Origin of the sequence: Pseudomonas gozinkensis, assembly GCF_014863585.1 — a bacterium.
GTDB classification, from domain to species: Bacteria; Pseudomonadota; Gammaproteobacteria; order Pseudomonadales; family Pseudomonadaceae; genus Aquipseudomonas; species Aquipseudomonas gozinkensis.
Genome location: NZ_CP062253.1, coordinates 3,498,330 through 3,514,610 on the forward strand (window position 1 = coordinate 3,498,330; position 16,281 = coordinate 3,514,610).

At 58.4% G+C, this 16,281-nt stretch carries 13 protein-coding genes; 8 read left to right on the forward strand and 5 right to left on the reverse strand.

Annotated elements, in window-relative coordinates; genetic code table 11:
• Window positions 1–18: 18 nt before the first annotated feature.
• Window positions 19–792 (reverse strand): class I SAM-dependent methyltransferase, encoded by a 774-nt coding sequence (locus IHQ43_RS15355; RefSeq protein WP_192561162.1) that lies wholly within the window; start codon window positions 790–792, stop codon window positions 19–21.
• Between the two features lie 158 nt (window positions 793–950).
• Between IHQ43_RS15355 and IHQ43_RS15360 the strand changes: the two genes are divergently transcribed.
• The 4 genes from IHQ43_RS15360 (at window position 951) to pncA (ending at window position 3,464) form a co-directional block, all read left to right on the forward strand.
• Window positions 951–1,484 carry a tetratricopeptide repeat protein gene (locus IHQ43_RS15360; RefSeq protein WP_085603415.1) on the forward strand — a complete coding sequence of 178 codons (534 nt, stop codon included), beginning with the start codon at window positions 951–953 and terminating at the stop codon, window positions 1,482–1,484.
• A gap of 62 nt (window positions 1,485–1,546) precedes the next feature.
• Complete coding sequence (locus tag IHQ43_RS15365; RefSeq protein ID WP_192565007.1) at window positions 1,547–2,032, forward strand: RNA polymerase sigma factor; 486 nt, start codon at window positions 1,547–1,549, stop codon at window positions 2,030–2,032.
• Entirely contained in the window at window positions 2,029–2,787 is a 759-nt protein-coding gene (locus IHQ43_RS15370) for an anti-sigma factor family protein (RefSeq protein ID WP_192561163.1), read from the forward strand. Before IHQ43_RS15365 ends, IHQ43_RS15370 begins: the two co-directional genes overlap by 4 nt.
• Before the next feature lie 50 nt (window positions 2,788–2,837).
• Entirely contained in the window at window positions 2,838–3,464 is a 627-nt protein-coding gene (gene pncA, locus IHQ43_RS15375) for a bifunctional nicotinamidase/pyrazinamidase (RefSeq protein ID WP_192561164.1), read from the forward strand.
• 142 nt (window positions 3,465–3,606) lie between these two features.
• Here pncA and IHQ43_RS15380 read toward each other — a convergent pair whose 3' ends face one another.
• Both IHQ43_RS15380 and IHQ43_RS15385 read right to left on the reverse strand, forming a co-directional pair.
• A complete protein-coding gene (locus IHQ43_RS15380) occupies window positions 3,607–4,908 on the reverse strand; it encodes an ATP-binding protein (protein ID WP_192561165.1) in 1,302 nt (433 codons plus the stop codon).
• A gap of 4 nt (window positions 4,909–4,912) precedes the next feature.
• Window positions 4,913–5,614: a response regulator gene (locus IHQ43_RS15385; protein ID WP_007960391.1), complete on the reverse strand. Its 702-nt coding sequence runs from the start codon at window positions 5,612–5,614 to the stop codon at window positions 4,913–4,915.
• A gap of 273 nt (window positions 5,615–5,887) precedes the next feature.
• On the opposite strand from IHQ43_RS15385, the gene IHQ43_RS15390 reads away from it, so the two are divergent.
• The 4 genes from IHQ43_RS15390 (at window position 5,888) to IHQ43_RS15405 (ending at window position 11,628) form a co-directional block, all read left to right on the forward strand.
• On the forward strand, window positions 5,888–7,045 hold the full coding sequence (locus IHQ43_RS15390) for an efflux RND transporter periplasmic adaptor subunit (RefSeq protein WP_011334302.1): 1,158 nt from the start codon (window positions 5,888–5,890) through the stop codon (window positions 7,043–7,045).
• 15 nt (window positions 7,046–7,060) lie between these two features.
• Window positions 7,061–10,159, forward strand: coding sequence for an efflux RND transporter permease subunit (locus tag IHQ43_RS15395; RefSeq protein ID WP_192561166.1), 3,099 nt, complete (start codon window positions 7,061–7,063; stop codon window positions 10,157–10,159).
• Between the two features lie 181 nt (window positions 10,160–10,340).
• On the forward strand, window positions 10,341–10,982 hold the full coding sequence (locus IHQ43_RS15400) for a DUF1345 domain-containing protein (protein ID WP_192561167.1): 642 nt from the start codon (window positions 10,341–10,343) through the stop codon (window positions 10,980–10,982).
• A gap of 151 nt (window positions 10,983–11,133) precedes the next feature.
• Window positions 11,134–11,628: a hypothetical protein gene (locus IHQ43_RS15405; protein WP_192561168.1), complete on the forward strand. Its 495-nt coding sequence runs from the start codon at window positions 11,134–11,136 to the stop codon at window positions 11,626–11,628.
• 64 nt (window positions 11,629–11,692) lie between these two features.
• On the opposite strand, the gene IHQ43_RS15410 is transcribed toward IHQ43_RS15405, so the two are convergent.
• Window positions 11,693–13,936, reverse strand: a complete 2,244-nt coding sequence (locus IHQ43_RS15410; RefSeq protein WP_192561169.1) for an autotransporter outer membrane beta-barrel domain-containing protein — start codon at window positions 13,934–13,936, stop codon at window positions 11,693–11,695.
• 197 nt (window positions 13,937–14,133) lie between these two features.
• Window positions 14,134–16,146 carry a hypothetical protein gene (locus IHQ43_RS15415; protein ID WP_192561170.1) on the reverse strand — a complete coding sequence of 671 codons (2,013 nt, stop codon included), beginning with the start codon at window positions 16,144–16,146 and terminating at the stop codon, window positions 14,134–14,136.
• Between the last annotated feature and the right edge of the window lie 135 nt (window positions 16,147–16,281).

Below are 16,281 nucleotides of genomic sequence, written 5' to 3' on the forward strand. Positions count from 1 at the left end.
TCGGCCAAATGCGGGACTCTAGCCGTTCTTCACCGCGACGAAGGCGGCGGTCTCGTAAGGCACCGTCACCACCTCCCTGCCCCGCAGCTGTGGCTCGCCGGCAATCAGTTGAGCAATCTGCTCGTCGATCTTCGCGCGCTGTTGATCGCTCAACGCGGCAATGAAACTGGTGGAGCGCACCCGGTTGAAAATCACATCTTCCGGCGAGCCGGTATGGCCATGCTGAAAGTGCTGGGCCTGCAACGGCCCGAACGCAGGATGGGGAAAGGCCTTGCGCCATTCACCAGTGTAGAAGCGCGGGGTGTCGCCCTCCAGCGCATTGACGATGGCGTCCAGCTTGGGCACCCATTCGATCCGGGTGTCGCGCAGGTTCCAGATCAGGCCCAGTCTGCCGCCTGGCTTGAGCACCCGGGCGATTTCATCCAGCGCTTCGGTGCTGGCAAACCAGTGAAAGGCCTGCGCACAGACAACCGCATCCACCGAAGCATCGGGCAGCGGCAGATCTGTTGCCGTACCACTGACGGCCAACACCTGCGGCCAGGCTAGTGACAGTTTTTCCAGCATCTGCGCCACCGGTTCCACGGCGATTACCTGGGCGCCAGTCGCCACCAGCCGTCCGGTGAACTTGCCGGTGCCGGCGCCAAGGTCGATAACAGTCTTGTGGCCATCGAGGCCCAGTGTGCCCGTCAGCCATTCGCTGACGGCCGGCGGGTAGTCGGGCCGGCCCTTGACGTAGGTGTCGGCGGCGGTTTTGTAGCCACTGGCGGCCGAGTGGTGAACCTGATCTTTCATGGCCAAACTCCCATGGTGGAACTTCAGATCGACAACGAATGCTGACGAGCATAGCGCCGGAAAAAGGGCTTTCCTTTAACAAAGCCTGACAAAGCAATGAATAAATTTTCACCCTGTGGTGTTCAAAGTGAAACATGTCCCCCTGTGGAGCCTTGCCCATGACTATCCGTTCCGTTATGTTCGCCGCCCCGTTGCTGGTGGCCGCGGTTTTCGCAAGCCCCCTCGCCTTCGCCAATGGCGATGAAGAGGCGCCGGTACAGAAACCCAACTGCCCCAAAGGCCAGGTGTTCGACACCAAGACGCAGAAGTGCGTGATGCAGACCAGCCATCTGGTGCCCGACGCCGACCGGACCGATTACGCCTACCGTCTGGCCAAGGCCGGCCGTTATGAAGAAGCCCTGGCCCTGCTCGATACGCTGCAACAACCGAACACCGCCAAGGCCCTCAACTATCGCGGTTACGCGACGCGCAAACTGGGCCGCACTGATGAGGGCATCGGTTATTACCTGCAATCGGTGAAACTCGATCCGCAGTATGCGCAGGTCCGCGAATACCTGGGCGAGGCCTATGTGATCAAGGGTCGCGTCGATCTGGCGCAGGAGCAGTTGCAGCACATCCAGAAGATTTGCGGCACGACCTGCGAGGAATACCGGGACCTGGCCGAAGCCATCAACGATTCATCGAAAACCTGACACGACACGCGGAGGCGAACATTTTCAGCGATCAGGCCTTCAGAGCCGAACTCGGGCAACACCTGGCGCGCCTGTGGCGTTACGGCTTGCTGCTGTCGCGCAATCGGCACGTGGCCGAGGATCTGGTGCAAGCCACTTGCGTGCGGGCGCTGGAGCGTTCGGGCCAGTACGTGGCCGGCACCCGCATGGACCGCTGGCTGCTGAGCATTCTGCATTCGATCTGGCTCAATGAAGTGCGCGCCCGCCGGGTGCGCCAGGGCCAGGGCATGATGGATGCCGAAAGCCAGCTGACCTTCGATGGCGAATACGCCGCGCAGACTCACGTCATGGCGGCGCAGGTGATCCGCCGGGTCGATGCATTGCCGGAAACCCAGCGTGAAACGGTCTATCTCGCCTACGTTGAAGGCCTGTCTTATCGCGAAGTTGCCGAGATCCTGCAAGTGCCGATCGGCACGGTCATGAGCCGTCTGGCCACAGCACGCCTGAAACTGGCCGAATACCCGCCGCTGCATGCGGTACCGAACAGCCCCGCAGGAGACCGGCAATGAATGCGCCTTCCGACGAGCAACTGGTGGCGTATCTGGACGATGAACTGGACCGCGAACAACGCGGCCAGCTCGACAGCCTCATCGCCGACGATCCGCTGCTGAGCCTGCGGGTGCAATGGCTCGGCCGCAGCAATCTGCCGTTCAAGGCGGCCTACGACGAACTGGCGCAACAGGCGCCACTTGACCGTTTGCAGGCTCGGCTCGATGCCGCGCCGTCACCGCAGAAGCCGGGTTTCAGCCGACGCTGGTTCATCGGCGCAGCCGCCGCAGGCGTGGCGCTCGCAGGTATCGCGGCGGACCGCTTGTTCCTGGCCTGGCAAACGCAGCAATCGCACAACTGGCGCGAACTGGTGGGCGATTACATGGCGCTGTATGTGCCGCAGACCCTCGAGCATTTACCTACCGACGAAGCCTCGCAACTGGCGCAGTTGCGCACCATCGATGCGCGACTGGGCGTAAGCCTGACGCCGGCGAAACTGAAACTGCCCGGCGCGCAGTTCAAACGCGCGCAGCTGCTTGAATACGACGGCGTGCCCATCGCCCAGATGACCTGGCTCGACGCCACCCACGGCCCGCTGGCGCTGTGCGTCACGCGCACCAACAGCGGCAGCCAGCCGCTGGCCCATGAACGCCGTCACGGGATGAACGTGGTGTACTGGACCGAGCGTGAACACGCCTGGATGCTGATCGGCCATCATGCGTCGGCCGAACTCGAAAGCCTGGCGAAAACCTTCAAAGAGCGGCTGAGCGCGTGAGTGAACCTGTCGCTATGCTTGGCGAGTGATTATCCAGGGAGGACCCTTTTATGCCGATTTCAACGCGCACTGCCTTATTGGTCATCGACGTACAGAACGACTTCACTCCCGGCGGCCAGCTGGCCGTGCCCGAAGGTGATCTGATTGTTCCGCTGATCAATCGCCTCGCCACGCAATTCAAACAGGTCGTGATTGCCCAGGACTGGCACCCGGCCGGCCATGCGTCGTTTGCTTCCAGCCATCCCGGCCATAAACCCTACGACGTGATTCAACTGCCCTACGGCGAGCAAGCACTCTGGCCGGATCATTGCGTTCAGGCCACCCAGGGTGCCGAGTTCCACAAGGGTCTGAATCTGCCCCATGCACAGCTGATCATCCGCAAGGGTTGCAACCCGGACATCGACAGCTATTCGGCGTTTCTGGAAGCGGATCGCGTCACGACCACGGGTCTGGCCGGTTATCTCAAGGAACGCGGGATCGACACGGTGTACATGGTCGGGCTGGCGCTGGATTTCTGCGTGATGTTCTCCGCGCTGGATGCACGGGCGGCGGGGTTCAATGCGTTTGTGGTGCTGGATGCGTGCCGAGCGATTGATTTGAATGGCTCGCTGGCGTCGGCGGTCGAGCGGATGCAGGTGGCCGGGGTAGGACTGATCCAGTCGACTGAACTGCTTTGACCGACTTGCTGATCGTTCCCACGCTCTGCGTGGGAATGCCGCCCAGGACGCTCCGCGTCCTTTGTGACGCAGAGCGTCACCGTATGCATTCCCACGCGGAGCGTGGGAACGATCAGCGCTCTGGGTGGGAACTCAGCGATCATCAGGTCGGGGTTGGCAGCCAGAGCCTGAACCGCGCTCCGCCCAACGGCGAACCTTCCGCGGTCAACGTCCCGCCCTGCGCTTCCAGTGCCCGACGGCTGATTGCCAATCCCAGACCAAACCCGCCAGTGGCTCGATCCCGGCTGCGATCCAGTCGATAGAACGGCTCGAAAATCCGCTCCCGCTCGTCTTCCGGAATGCCGATACCATCGTCATCGACCCAGATTTCACACCCCTTCGGGCAGACCTGTACACCGATCTGAATGCGCTTTTCGCAGTAACGCATGGCGTTGCGCAGCAGGTTCTGAATCGCACGTGCCGTCAGGCGCGGGTCGAGGGAGAAGCGTTCCAGTTGATTGTGCAGCAGCACATCGATGACGATTTCCGGGGATTCCAGTTCTTCGTCGACGCTGCCCAGAATGCTGTCGATGAACTCGTCCAGCGACACTTCGACCTGCTCCGGCATCTTCGCCGGATTCTGCAGGCGGCTGTAGGACAGCAACTCCAGCACCAGCTCATCCAGTTCGCGAATGTGCGCGACCAGCCCTTGCAGGCGTTCGCGGCTGGCTTGCGGCAAGTCATCGGACAGCGCCAGCGCCAGGCCGAAGTCCAGGCGGGTCAGCGGCGTGCGCAACTCGTGGGACACGGCATTGAGCAGATCCCGTTGTTGATTGAGCAGGTTTTCGATGTCGCCGGCCATGGTGTCGAACACGTTGGCCAGACTACCGATATTGGAACCCGGGCCGATCTGCGTGCGCTCGCTCAAATGGCCCTTGCCGAAGCGTTCGGCCGTGCCCTTTAGCCGCTCCAGATCGCGCCAGTGCGGACGAAACCAGAGCAACAGGCACGCCAGCAGGCTCGCGCCGATGAGCACGTTGATGCTCCAGTACAACAAATTCACATCCATCGGATCCGGCGGCACCACCATCTGCACCGCCATTTCGTCGTTCAGCGGCGCGACCGCCAGCGTGCGCCAGCCCCAGTCGCCCACCCGCACCATGTTCTCGCCGCGCCGCAGACGCTCTTGCTCGATGGCGGTAAAGCCTGGGTCATCGATACGGGCCAGAACGATGTGCAACGGCTGGAAATCCTTGTCCATCGAGGCCGCCAGCGCCGGCCATTGATCCTGGGGCACCGTGCGAAACTGCTTGGTGATCAGCGATTGCAGGCCACGGGAATAGTCGAGGTTGTAGGTGACGAACCGCTCCCTGAACGCCATCACCACCAGATCCGGCACCAGATAGATCGCCGCGCTGTAGGAAACGATCGTCACCAGATAGAGGCGAAACAGGATTCTGAACATCGAATCAGCATTCCCACTCGGAACGGCTGAACAGGTAACCCTTGCCCCACACGGTCTTGATCTTGCGCGCCTCGCCGGCGTGGTCGTCGAACTTGCGCCGCAGCTTGGAAATCGCCACGTCCACCGAACGGTCGGTGCCGTTGAACTCTATACCGCGCAGGCGTTGCAGGATCTGGTCGCGGCTCAGCACTTCCCCGGCGTGTCGGGCCAGTACCACCAGCAGGTTGTATTCACCGCTGGACAGCTCGACCGGTTGTTCGCGCCAGGTCACGGTGCGCTCGGACAGGTCGATGCACAGATTGCCCATCAGGATCCGGTCGTTGGCAGTCATCGGCTCGCCGAGGCTGCTGCGCCGCAGCAAGGTGCGCACCCGCGCCAGCAAAACCCTTGGTTCGCACGGTTTGGTGACGTAGTCGTCGGCGCCCATTTCCAGGCCCAGCACCTGATCGTGGCTGTCATCGCGGGCGGTGAGCATCAGGATCGGCAGCGTTGCCGAGTCGGCGCGCAACAGGCGACAGACCTGCAAGCCATCGAGGCCCGGCAGCATCAGGTCGAGAATCACCAGGTCCGGCGGGTTGAGCCGTGCCCGTTCGCGCACATGGTCGCCACGGCCGATCACGCTGACGGAATAACCGTTGCGCTCCAGGTAGCTGGAAATCAGTTCGGCGAGGGCGGTGTCGTCTTCGACCAGAAGAATGTTGGGCATTGATGATCCAGATATTGCAGTGGTGTTTGTCAGGGCCTCTTCGCGAGCAAGCTCGCTCCCACATTGAATTTGTGTCGTTCACAAAACCTGTGGGAGCGAGCTTGCTCGCGAAAGAGGCTTAACAGTCACGAAATAATTCAAGGCGTAAAGGATATACGCCCTCACTCGTCACTGAGCAAAACCCTTACACAATTTCACACAGCGCCTACAAAGCTTCACCGCTACCCTCGGTGACTGTCCGTAGGATGCGCAGATCAATATTGGGGGTTGTACATGTCGAAGAATCTGCTGGCCGGGCTCGGCCTGATCGCATTGGCGCTGACGCTGAGTGCCTGTGATAAATCCTCGAACGCCGAAGAACAGGCACCGCCGGCCACCGTGCGGATCGAAACCCTTGAGGCGCGCCCCCTGTCGATCAGCAGCGAACTGAGCGGGCGGATTGCTGCGCCACGCATTGCTGAAGTCCGCGCCCGAGTGGCCGGCGTGGTGCTGCAACGCACCTACCGCGAAGGCAGCGACGTGAAAAAGGGCGATGTTTTGTTCCGCATCGATCCGGCACCGTTCAAGGCTGACCTGGACAGCGCCGAAGCGGCCCTGCGCAAGGCCGAGGCCAACGCATTCCAGGCGAAATTGCAGGAGCAGCGCTACGCCCAGTTGATCGACGACAAGGCCATCAGCGCTCAGGACTACGACAACGCCCGCGCCAACGCCCGACAAACCGCCGCCGACGTGGCCGCCAACAAGGCTGCTGTAGAACGGGCGAAACTGAATCTGGGTTACGCAACCGTCACTGCGCCAATTTCCGGCCGCGTTGGTCGCGCCCTGGTCACCGAAGGTGCGCTGGTCGGCCAGAACGAAACCACACCCATGGCGCTGATCCAGCAACTGAACCCGATCCACGCCGACCTCACCCAGTCGACCCGTGAGCTCAACGAATTGCGCCGGGCCTTCCGTTCCGGCCAGTTGCAGCAGGTCGGTCAGGATCAGGTCAAGGCCACGCTGATCCAGGACGACGGCAGCCTTTATCCGCTACCAGGCAAATTGCTGTTCAGCGACATCACCGTCGATCCGGGCACCGGGCAGATCATTCTGCGCAGCGAGTTCCCCAACCCGGATCTCGATCTGCTGCCGGGCAGCTACGTTCGTGTGCGTTTGGAGCAAGGCGTGATCCAGCATGGCCTCACCGTGCCGCAACGCGCTGTACAGCGCGACAGCGCCGGTGTCGCACAAGTCCTGACCGTCGACGATCAGATGCGCGTCGCCCAGCAGCCGGTTCAGCTTGGCGCTGTGCAGAACGACCGCTGGATCGTTACCGGTGGCCTGAAGGCCGGCGACCGCATTGTCATCGAAGGCCTGCAACACGCCCGTCCGGGCGAAGTGGTGCAGATCGACGACACCCCTCTTCCACTTGCCCAGACCTCTGGTCAGTAAGCAGGACGCTCTTCTATGCCGCAGTTTTTTATCGACCGCCCGGTGTTCGCCTGGGTCGTCGCGTTGTTCATCCTGTTGGCCGGTGCGCTGGCCATCCCGCAATTGCCGGTGGCGCAATACCCCGACGTCGCGCCGCCGCAGATCGAAATCTATGCCGTGTACCCGGGCGCCTCTGCGCAGACCGTCGATGAGAGCGTGGTCAGCCTGATCGAGGAAGAGCTCAACGGTGCCGATCATCTGCTGTATTTCGAATCCCAGAGCAGCCTCGGCAGCGCCACGATCAAGGCGACATTTCAGCCGGGCACCAACCCGGAACTGGCGCAGGTTGATGTACAAAACCGTCTGAAAGTGGTCGAGTCGCGCCTGCCGCAAGCGGTCAATCAGCAAGGCTTGCAGGTGGAGAAAGTCTCCGCCGGTTTCCTGTTGCTGATCACCCTGACCTCCAGTGACGGCAAGCTCGACGACGTGGCGCTCAGCGATTATCTGGCGCGCAACGTGATGAACGAGATCAAGCGCATCGACGGCGTCGGCAAGGCTCAGTTGTACGGCGCCGAGCGGGCGATGAGGATCTGGGTCGATCCGCAAAAGCTGATCGGTTTCAACCTGACGCCGGCCGACGTCAACGCCGCCATCGTCGCGCAGAACGCCCAGGTCTCGGCAGGCAGCATCGGCGATCTGCCGAACCCGAGCACTCAGGAAATCACCGCGACGATTCTGGTCAAGGGACAACTGTCGACGCCGGAAGAGTTTGCCGACATCGTGCTCAAGGCCAATCCCGACGGCTCCACCGTGCGCATCAAGGATGTGGCGCGGGTCGAGATCGGCAGCCAGGAATACCAGTTCGGCACCCGTCTGAACGGCAAGCCGTCCACCGCCGTCGGCGTGCAGCTGGCGCCGGGCGCCAACGCGCTCAGCACCGCCACTTTGATCCGGGCAAAGATGGATGAGCTGTCGCGTTATTTCCCGGCGGGCGTGGAATACAAGATTCCCTACGACACTTCGCCGTTCGTGAAGGTGTCGATCACCAAAGTGGTCTACACACTCGGCGAAGCCATGCTGCTGGTGTTTGCGGTGATGTTCCTGTTCCTGCAGAACATCCGCTACACCCTGATACCGACGCTGGTGGTGCCGGTGGCGCTGATGGGCACCTTCGCGACCATGCTCGCGCTGGGGTTCTCGATCAACGTGCTGACCATGTTCGGCATGGTGCTGGCCATCGGTATTCTGGTGGACGACGCCATCGTGGTGGTGGAGAACGTCGAAAGGATCATGGCCACCGAAGGCCTGTCGCCCAAAGAGGCGACACGCAAGGCGATGCGGCAGATTACCGGGGCGATCATCGGCATCACGCTGGTGCTGGTGGCGGTGTTCATTCCGATGGCGTTCATGCAGGGTTCGGTGGGCGTGATTTACCGGCAGTTTTCGCTGTCGATGGCCACCTCGATCCTGTTCTCGGCGTTCCTCGCCCTGACCTTGACCCCGGCGTTGTGCGCCACTTTGCTCAAACCGATCGCCAAGGGTGAACACCACGAGAAAACCGGGTTCTTCGGCTGGTTCAACCGTCGCTTCGAGCAACTGACTGATCGCTATCAGGGCTGGGTCGGCTACGCACTGAAGCGTACCGGGCGTTATCTGCTGATCTACGTTGTGCTGCTGGTGGGTCTGGGCCTGTGCTTCGCGCGCCTGCCCTCCTCGTTCTTGCCGGTCGAGGATCAGGGTTACACCATCACCGACATTCAACTGCCACCCGGCGCGAGCAAGAACCGCACGGTGCAGGTGGTCGAGCAGATCGAAGCGCACAACGCCGGCGAGCCGGGTGTGGGCGACAGCACGGTGATTCTCGGCTTCAGTTTCTCCGGCAGCGGGCAGAACGCCGCGCTGGCGTTCACCACGCTCAAGGACTGGTCACATCGCGGCAGCGACGACTCGGCAAGTTCGATTGCCGACCGCGCCAACATCGCCCTCAGCCAGATCAAGGACGCTGTGGCCTTCGCCGTGCTGCCACCGCCCGTGGATGGTCTCGGTACGTCCAGCGGCTTCGAATTCCGCCTGCAGGATCGCGGCGGCCTCGGTCATGCGACCCTGATGGAGGCGCGCACCCAGTTGCTCGCCGCCGCCGAGAAAAGCCCGATCCTGATGAACGTGCGCGAAAGCGCCCTGGCCGAAGCGCCGCAGGTGCAGCTGGAAGTGGATCGCAAGCAGGCCAATGCACTTGGGATTTCCTTCGCCGACGTCGGCAACGTGCTGTCCACCGCCATCGGCTCCTCGTACGTCAACGACTTCCCCAATCAGGGACGGATGCAACGGGTTGTCGTGCAGGCTGAGGGCGATCGCCGCAGTCAGGTCGATGACTTGCTGAAGATGCATGTGCGCAACGACGCCGGGAAAATGGTGCCGCTGTCGGCGTTCGTCAAAGCCACGTGGACTCAGGGCCCTGCGCAACTGACCCGCTACAACGGCTATCCGGCGATCTCGATTTCCGGCGAACCGAAACCCGGCCACAGCACCGGCGAAGCCATGGCGGAAATCGAACGTCTTGTGGCACAGGGGCCGAAAGGTCTGGGTCAGGAATGGACGGGGCTGTCGCTGCAGGAGCGTTTGTCGGGGAGTCAGGCGCCGATCCTGCTCGGGCTTTCGCTGCTGATCGTGTTCCTGTGTCTGGCGGCGTTATACGAGAGCTGGTCGATTCCGACGTCCGTGCTGCTCGTTGTGCCGCTGGGGGTACTTGGTGCGGTACTGGCAGTGACCCTGCGCGGGATGCCCAACGATGTGTTCTTCAAGGTCGGACTGATCACCATCATCGGCCTGTCGGCGAAAAACGCGATCCTGATCATCGAGTTTGCCAAGAGTCTGTATGACGAAGGTCACGATCTGATCGACGCCACGCTGCAAGCCGCGCGCCTGCGGTTGCGGCCGATTGTCATGACCTCGCTGGCGTTCATTCTGGGCGTTGTGCCGCTGGCGATTGCCACGGGCGCGAGTTCGGCGAGCCAGCAGGCGATTGGTACCGGGGTGATTGGCGGGATGATTACGGCGACATTGGCGGTGATTTTTGTGCCGGTGTTCTTCGTTGTCGTCATAAAGCTCGTACAACGATTCACCACCCCCCACTGATCCCAATTGTGGGAGCGAGCTTGCTCGCGAAAGCGTCGGCACATTCAACGTTGATGTTGGCTGACCGGACGCATTCGCGAGCAAGCTCGCTCCCACAGGGATTTGCAAACATCCAGCGTTATGGTCACACCTGCCATCGCTGGGCTAAGGTGTCTGAACCACCCTGGCCCATCGAGCTCCCATGCGCTTCCTCGCCCGCACCCACCCTCGCCTGTCCGCCGCTGCCTTGTTCGGCCTTGCCGTAGGCTTGCTGGCACCCGCCGATTCCATCATCAGCAAGATCCTCATCGGCTGGAACGCCGGGGTCTGGACCTATTTGGCTCTGATGCTCTGGCTCACCGCCCGGTCCAAGGCACCGGACGTGAAACAGATCGCAGTCATCGAAGACGAAAACGCCGGGCTGGTGCTGTTCGTGGTGTGTATCGCGGCGCTGGCCAGCCTGGCGACCATCACCCTCGAACTGGCCGGCAGCAAGGATCTGGATACCCACCACAAATTGATGCATTACGGTTTTACCGCATTGACGGTCATCGGCTCATGGCTGCTGATCGGAGTTATTTTCTGCGTCCACTACGCCCGGCTGTTTTACACCTGGGACGGCAAGGAGCCGGCGCTGCGCTTTGCCGAAGGCCTGACGACGCCCAACTATTGGGACTTTCTGTACTTCTCGTTCACCATCGGCGTCGCTGTACAGACGGCAGATGTCGGCGTGGCCACGCGGGAAATACGCAAGATCGTGCTGGCGCAGTCGTTGATCGGGTTTGTGTTCAATACAGCGATTCTGGGTTTCTCGATCAATATTGCGGCGGGGTTGTTTGGCTGAGCAGTGTGTCAGATAAAAAACACACAATCGACGCACTGTAAACTGTCAACTCTGACAGTTTACAGTGCGTCGTTTTAGCAGTCTGATAGCTCATCCCGAGGGTAGTCTTTATAAAGCGGGATACTTTGTGATGACTATGGAGACTATTTCGATGAACGCGAAAACACTCAACACCCGACAGGCTGCCCGAGCTGGAACGTGCGAAGGGATGCTGAATGACACCGAGGAATTCAAGGCAACGCTGGTTGAGCTCACCTCGGAGCAATACGAACCGCCACATGGTAAAGCCCTTAAAATGTTTGCCCGTCATCGCGACGTACAGCAATCTGCTACGAAAGAAATCACTCTTTCTGTCTCCGAAGGAGCGGCTGACGGCGAGTACGACCTGACTTACGAACAGACCGTAGTCAGGTTGACTTATGTTCACAATAAAAGTGAAACGGAGGCTTACATCTATTCACAGGTGGGTGGGAAAGCAAAAGTGGAATTCAATTCCCAAACCGGCGCCCTAAGCGGTGAGCTGATAAACGCGATTGTTGAGTACAGAGAGGGTGAAACGCCGGTCCAACTGAAAATCAATGTAAAATTCAATGCGGTCAACGGCCTTGTTTTGTACAGTACCTCCCAGCATAAACGCGTCGCGTGACTACTCGCATAAAGTAAAAAAGGAAGCCTCATGGCTTCCTTTTTTCTGCAATCATTGTCAGCACTTACCAATCATAACGTCCACCGATAGTGACGCCCAATGGCTGTTCGATATTGCGGCCATTGCTGTAATCAAAATCGGCATGCACATGAAGATTTTTCGTCAGCGTCATGGCAAGGCCCGTAGCCAACTTCAGTCGTGACCCCGACAGATCATTGTTGAAGACATTGTTGTTGACTTCGACCTTATTGTTTTTGGCGAATTCGTGCGCCCAACTGGCGCGCAGATACGGCTGCAGGACTCGGCCGCTTTCCAGTTCAATATTACGACCAATTGTTGCGCCTGCCTCGCCGATAAAGGAATGCATACGATCGCCTTCAGCTTGCAAGTCGTTATCGAGGGAAAAGTTTTTACCCTGAACCACGGACGCAGACCATTGGGTGAAAGGCTCGACATACACACCATGGCCAAGCGGTATATGGCGACCTACCTCGATTGATCCACCCATTCCTGTGTTGTCATAGTCACCTTTTGCACGCTTGCCGTCGCTAAGGCTCACTTTCGCCTCGTTACGAAAACGGTTGGCTTTCAAAACACCATCGAAATAAATGCCGGAAACCGCGTCGAGCCAGGTCGCGTAAGTGCCCAGATAGTAACTGTCGATCTTTCCTGAAGTTCCGGCATCAAGATCAAGGTCGGATTTGCTGTAACCAGCCATTGCACCCACCAACCACTGGGAGTCGCCAATTGCAGCATCTGCCCCCAGGGTGAAACCTTGCTGAGTTTGCTTATAACCCACGCCAGAACCATCGGCGACATTGTATCTATTGCCGTAAGTGCGGCCCCAGGCGCCGGCACGACCGCCATTGAAACGCAATTCCCCCATACGCGTACGCAAGGGTGCGAGTTCTCCGAGCAGAATTGTCGAGGGGGTATTGAACAAGGCGAGAACTGACCTCGCGCCCGGACTGACCGTTCGAGTGCTTGGGTCAAGGATCCAGTCGTTGCCACTTTTTGCCAAGCCGTAAGCATAAGTACCCAGTTCGACGTTACGGTCCATGAAGAACTGTGCATCGCCTCCAGCGGTCTGGACGACGCGGATAGGTTGCCCAGCCGCCGGATCAACGCCACTGCTCGCAATCAATAACTCGTGCGTCCCACTGGCATTGCCAGTGACGTTCAACAAATCGGTCTGCCCGGTGGCGAAATCAGTGCCCATCACAAACCGACCGTTACCGGACAGCGAGCCCACGTTCAACTGGTAGAACGCATCGTTGCCGCCGAACACCACTGAGCCACCGTTGTTAAGCGTCAATTGTTCAATGCTGCCATTGCCGACCATGACCCAACTCGACGTGTCATTGACGGTAGCGCTGGCGACGTTTTCCAAATGACCTGTCAAGGTGGAATTGTTCTGCAGTGTCAAATGTGTCGTGCTGCCCTGCTCCGAGACAATGTTGCCTGCCAGTTGGCTGTCGTTGACCAATAGTGAAGTATTCGCTCCGCCCTTTACGTCAAGCAATGTGCCGTTGCCCGCGAGTAAGCGAGCCCGGGTAAGTGAAACGGTGGCTGTCGAGTCTGACGCATTGGCAAAGTCAACCAAAATGGCCGATCCGGTTTGCCCCTGGACGGTCGTGTTTTCAAGATTCAGGACCGCGGGTCGGACTTCGTTGGGATCCAGATCGATCACGACACCTTCCTGTCCGCCCACTATCGTGCTACCCGTCGCAGATGCCTGACCGCTGCGCAATCGAAGCCCGTAACTGGTGACTCCAGTGCCGATCAGTGTTGAGTCGACCAGATCAAGGGTACTGAAAGCACTCACCAGCGCTCCGCCCAGAGCACCGCTGATCGTGCTGTTGTTGGCAACCGTGACGTGAGAGCCAATCTGCGTAGTAAAGTCACGAATCGCTTGAAGCCCAATGCGATTGCCAGTGATCGTGCTGTTATCGATCGTGGCGTCACTGTTGCTCAGAAGAACAGCGGCCAGTCCGCCCGTACCGACAACGGTTGCGCCGTTCAGATTGACCTTGGAACCGTTTCGCGCGGATATCTGTTGGGTTGTACTGCCAGCGTTGACGTTGAGGATAGAACTGTCAGAGGTGATCTGAAACGTCTGCGCACTATTGACGGTTAAGCTCGCGCCCTGGCTGAGATCCCAGGATTCCGGGGTACCACCGCTTACGGTTTCGTCCCTACCGACAACCGGGGCTGCGGACACCGATGAAATACACACGGAAAACAGCGATGTACTTAATACGGTTCTGAAAAACGGGTTGTTTGAGTTGGTTGTCAATTTCTTCCACATAACTGTCACCTGCTAGATTAACGTTAGTGGCCCTCCTCACAGGCGGCCGACCAATCGAGGGCTGGCAGACTATCCGGATTGTTCAAATATCTATGTAGGATTAATCTCTATTTACCGACGAATATTCCGCGAGAATTTCTCGAAAGGGCGAAAAAAGGCGGCGAGTTTTTTATCCTCACCGCGCGTAGTCGTGATCGTTAAGGGTTCGGTACAAACTCTTCGCAGAACCGCCCTTGGCTGTCATCCAGATCCAGTTCCCGGATGGCCACTACTGAATCAGGCGTAGGGTTGTTGCCTGGCCCACCTCGCGAAATTACATACCAGACATGGCCCATTGCCAGGTGTGCGGGTTTGAAATCTTCTTCATAAACACCGATTCCGATTACTGCCCCATCCACGGGATAAGTACCCGTTATTAGATACTTCGTTTCAGCATCCGTATCAGTAATAGGCGTTGTCGGATCATCCTTTGGATAGGCAATATATTTCAATGTAATCTCCTCGCCATCCACAGTGAAAGCGTTCGGCAATACACGCACCAGCAAATTTCGCCGTGGTGTGCCATCCCCGGGGTTTGTAGCAGTAGGGAAGTTCAGAGTCGCACATCCAATTCTTCGGGCCGGGCCTGCAAGATGGAGTATCTCCGGCGCGACCATTTGAATCGGAAAGGACTCTACAGGGACATCCTGAGTTCCGGACCTGTTTCGATTGTTACCGTCGGGCACATAGAGTTCACAGCGTAGAACGTGTGTCAATCCGCCACCTAGTCTATCCACCACATCCCACGGCAGGTTTTCGGAAATGGTTGTGCCTTCTTGCCCGGTAGTCAAAGGAACGGTAGCGAACGTTTCAGAGCCAAAAATAAAATCAAGCAACCAACCCTCTTCTGTCGGTGGAATCGCCGGCATAGCCAAACTGGCTTGTATGCCATTATCGCCATAATCGGACTCCAGGATTTCGTTGTCACTGCCCGCCGTCGTTTTCAGACTTGGCGCTGGAAGGCTTCCACCGACAATTGATATATCAATATCAATATCCACCTTGTCGGTTGCCAGCTCCTTGAGACCGCGAAACATCTTGAAGGCCACCGTCCGCTGAACGATACCGTCTGTGTTTCCATATATCTGCTCTACCAACGCAGGCGGTGCATAAAACTTAAGTTCAGTCGCAGTTCCGATTCTCTGTTCAGTTCCGACCTGTACGTTGTGCAGAGTAACGACGATCGTGTCTGCTGCAGAATTCGGCGTAGGGACTTTAACTACAATCTCGACACCCAACGGATCAAAAAGCATGTCTTCACGATCAATCAGGTTATCGCCACCTACACCATTGGCCAACGTAACAATTGGCGGCTCTACCGTAGCAGGATCAGGATTGGGTTTATGGGACACTTGGCGTTGGCTGAAATTCGAAGTGCGCGCCACATTACCCGCCGCATCGGTATTTACATAGATCAACCGATTGGGGCCATCACTCGCATTTACGAAAACATCGGCTGGAATTAAGGCATCCCGGTTAGCAGACAGAGGTTCTTCAAGAACGGGCGTATCGCGCTTGGGATCGGGCGCTGGTCCAAAAAACCAGGCAAAAACATCATTGGCCAAGAAATTAGGCGCGATAAATGGCTTGACGATAATACCGGGTTTGCCTTCGAGATATGTCTCATCGATTGGGTCCGTGGGGCCCAGATCGGCAGGCCAGGTAGGTGCGCCTGGTGTACGGTCAGATGGCGGGGTCTTGACAACGTTGTAACGCGTCCGGTCGATTGCAAAGGAGCTCTCGATTGACGCAACGTCGTTTGTACCGCCCGCATAAAAAATGTAGCGAAAGAACCATTCCGTCGGCTCTTCAGGGGTGGGGTCTTCTTTCAGAAAAGATTGCGCAATTTTAAAGGGTTGAGTCCAGTCTCTATCGGCTACCGGCCCCAATTCTAAAAACTGGCCAGGAAGAATATCGATCCAGGTAGTGGTGTCTTTTTTACGAATCTGCGGTTGAATTGCGTCGTCGTCATCCTCAAGCAATGGCTGTCCGATCATATAATCCAGATCTTTATCAAGATGCTCGATACGAATTCGTTTATCACCCGGAATAGTCTGCGCGGGAAAAGTAGGCGCAGGGGGTGGGTCAGCCAGTACGCCATCTGCCCTTTTGGTTTTTGATTGAAGTACCGCTTTCCTCGACAACTTGGCTTTCTCAATTATCGCGTTCATTTTCATCACTCCATCAGTTATAAACACCGCAACGACCAAAACAACTATCTTGACATCACGACCTTTGGTTCGTTAACCCCTTCCCAGAACAACACATATCTTTCCGAACTAACACACGACTTCGCCGACCTCGCA